The following is a 2809-nucleotide window of genomic DNA, read 5'->3' as shown; positions in this document are numbered from 1 at the left end:
GCGGCGATCGCGCTGATCACCAGCACGATTCCCCCGACGAAGACGGCGGGCCGCGCCGCCTCGACGTAGAGGTCGGGGATCAGCTCGCCACCGGCGCCGAGGAAGATCGCCGTGAGCACGGCAGTACCGAGGGCCAGTCCGATCTCGCGCACCGTCGAGTTGACCCCGGATGCTTTCGCGTGATCGACGATGCCGAGGGTCGCCAGCAGGGCCGTCGCCGACGGCGCGAACACGAGGCCCATCCCGACGCCGGCGATCACGAAGGGGGCGATCATCGCGGCGTAGGGGGTGTCGAGATCCAGGATGGCGGCGAGCCAGATCAGCGCTGTCGCTTGCATGACGAGCCCCACGACCATCAGGATGCGGGTGCCGATGCGCGGCGCGATCAGGCCCGCGAGCGGCGCGATCACCATCGGCGCCAGGGTCCACGGCGTCGTGCGCACCGCGGCTTCCCAGGGGGAGGCACCCTGCACGACCTGCATGTACTGGATGAGCAGGAAGATCGCGCCGAACGTACCGAAGCTGAAGCCGAAGCCGGCGATGTTGGTGACGGTGAAGCTGCGGTCACGGAACAACCGCATCGGAACGAGGGGCGCTGACGTGCGGGCCTGCCAGGCGACGAACCCAGTCAGGAGCGCCATGCCTGCGACAAGCTCCGCGATGACTCCGAACGACCCCCAACCGTCGTCGTTGCCCCGAACTATCGCGTGGACAAGCAGGACGACGCTCGGTGCGATCATGACGGCGCCGAGGAGGTCGAGTCGCACCCGTGCTCCGCGATCGTTGCGTAGAGCCCAGAGCGCGAAGGGGATGGCGAGGATCGCGATCGGGACGTTCAGCCAGAAGATCGCCTGCCAGTTCCAGCCCTCCATGATCGCACCGCCGACGAGTGGGCCGACGGCGACCCCGAGACCCGAGACGCCACCCCAGATCCCGATCGCGAGCGGACGGCGCTCGGGGGCGACACCGCCCGAGAGCAGCGCGAGCGACAGGGGGAAGATGCCGGCCCCGCCGAGTCCCTGGACGGCGCGGGCGACGATCAACTGCGAAGGATCGGTGCTGAGGGCCGCGAGCACTGACCCGATCCCGAAGACGGCGATTCCGATCGCGAAGACCGTGCGGCGCCCGAATCGGTCGCCGAGGGCAGATGCCAGGAGGATCGCGCCGGCAAAGGCCAGCGTGTAGGCGTTCACGAACCACTGCAGCTATTCGACGCTCCCGCCGAGGTCGCGGTGGAGCACCGGCAGGGCGTTGGTCATCACGAGGTTGTCGAGCGTGGCCATGAACATCGGAACCGACGCGGCCGCGACCACCAGGCCGAATGCACTATGCCGCGGTGCGGTGAGGTGCGAGGGCGGCGCAGGAGCCGGATCGAGCGTGGTGGTCACGGGATGCCTCCGTTGATGTAATCGGATGATTACTTGGACTGTAGTAATCGACTGATAACATGTCAAGCATGGTTCAGAACGGCACGCAACGACGCATGAGTTCCGATGAGCGCCGCGCCGAAATCCTGCTGGCCGCTCACGCTGTGTTCGGTGCCCGCGGGTACGAAGGAGCCACCACAGACGAGGTAGCTCGCGCCGCCGGCGTGAGTCAGCCGTACGTGGTCAGGTTGTTCGGAACGAAGGAATCGCTGTTCCTTGCCGTATTGCACGACGCTCTCGATCAACTGCTCGACGGATTCCGCGCCGAACTCGACGCCCCCGCCGACGCTCCGGCGCAGGAGCGTATGGGGGCTGTCTATCTTCGGCTTCTCCAGGTGCGGGGACTCCACCAGACCCTCTCGCACGCGTTCCTTCTCGGCGGTCATCCGGTGATCGGACCCGCCGCCCGCCAGGGCTTCGTGAAGGTCTGGCGCTTCCTCCGCGACGAGGCCGGATTCGATGCCGACACCGCCCAATCGTTCCTTGCGGAGGGGATGCTGATCAACACCATGATCGGGTTGCGCCTCATCGACGAGGTCGACGCGGATGCCGGCATCCACGAGCTCTTCGAAACATGCTTCCCGACCACGATGCGCGCCGTCCGCGACGTCGCGCCCCGCGGCAACGAACCGTGGTGATGGCTGTGCGGCGCCTCTTCCGGAGCGGCGAACCCACACCTTTCGCCGCGAACCCACGCGATCCGGCGCGTATCGCGTGTGGGGTGGGACCGAAACGTGTGGGTTCGGCGCGGGGCTGGGATCACGCGCGGTATCGCCACACCCCACCGGTAGGCTGGGGCGCGTGACCATGGAGATCGAGATCGGCCGCGCCAAGCGGGCTCGCCGCGCGTACTCGTTCGACGACATCGCCGTCGTCCCCTCGCGCCGCACCCGCAATCCCGAGGATGTCTCGACTGCCTGGTCGATCGATGCGTTCCAGTTCGACATCCCGGTGCTCGGCGCCCCGATGGATTCGGTTGTGAGCCCGCAGACGGCGATCATGCTCGGTCAGCTCGGCGGACTCGGTGTCCTCGATCTCGAGGGGCTGTGGACCCGGTACGACGACCCCGAGCCGCTGCTGGCTGAGATCGCGTCTCTCGACGAGGCGACGGCAACCTGCCGGATGCAGGAGCTCTACTCCGAGCCGATCAAGCCCGAGCTCATCCGTGAGCGACTGCAGCAGATCCGTGACGCCGGAGTCACGGTGGCCGGTGCTTTGACTCCGCAGCGCACCCAGCAGCTGTACGAAACCGTGGTCGCCGCGGGTGTGGACCTGTTCGTCATCCGTGGCACGACGGTTTCGGCCGAGCACGTCTCGAGCGTCGACGAGCCCCTCAACCTCAAGAAGTTCATCTACGACCTCGACGTGCCTGTCATCGTCGG

General features: G+C 67.2%; 4 protein-coding genes. 2 read left to right on the top strand and 2 right to left on the bottom strand.

The genetic code is table 11. The features are described from left to right. The coding region (locus B3587_RS15560; protein WP_292730355.1) for a DHA2 family efflux MFS transporter permease subunit at positions 1 to 1193 on the bottom strand (1193 nt) is incomplete at its 3' end. Positions 1194 to 1205: 12 nt separating this feature from the next. After that, positions 1206 to 1388 (bottom strand): hypothetical protein, encoded by a 183-nt coding sequence (locus B3587_RS15555; protein WP_292730352.1) that lies wholly within the window; start codon positions 1386 to 1388, stop codon positions 1206 to 1208. A 59-nt stretch (positions 1389 to 1447) separates the two neighbouring features. Here B3587_RS15555 and B3587_RS15550 point away from each other — a divergent pair, with 59 nt between their 5' ends. Together B3587_RS15550 and B3587_RS15545 are read left to right on the top strand one after the other, a co-directional pair. Continuing rightward, positions 1448 to 2065 (top strand): TetR/AcrR family transcriptional regulator, encoded by a 618-nt coding sequence (locus B3587_RS15550; protein WP_228179465.1) that lies wholly within the window; start codon positions 1448 to 1450, stop codon positions 2063 to 2065. 169 nt (positions 2066 to 2234) lie between these two features. Next, on the top strand, positions 2235 to 2809 hold a 575-nt coding region (locus B3587_RS15545; protein ID WP_292730358.1), incomplete at its 3' end, for an IMP dehydrogenase.

It is taken from the genome of Microbacterium sp. UBA837, assembly GCF_002296025.1.
In the GTDB taxonomy this organism is placed as follows: Bacteria; Actinomycetota; Actinomycetes; order Actinomycetales; family Microbacteriaceae; genus Microbacterium.
Note: the sequence above shows the minus strand (reverse complement) of the source record. Positions and strands in the feature narration are given on the sequence as shown.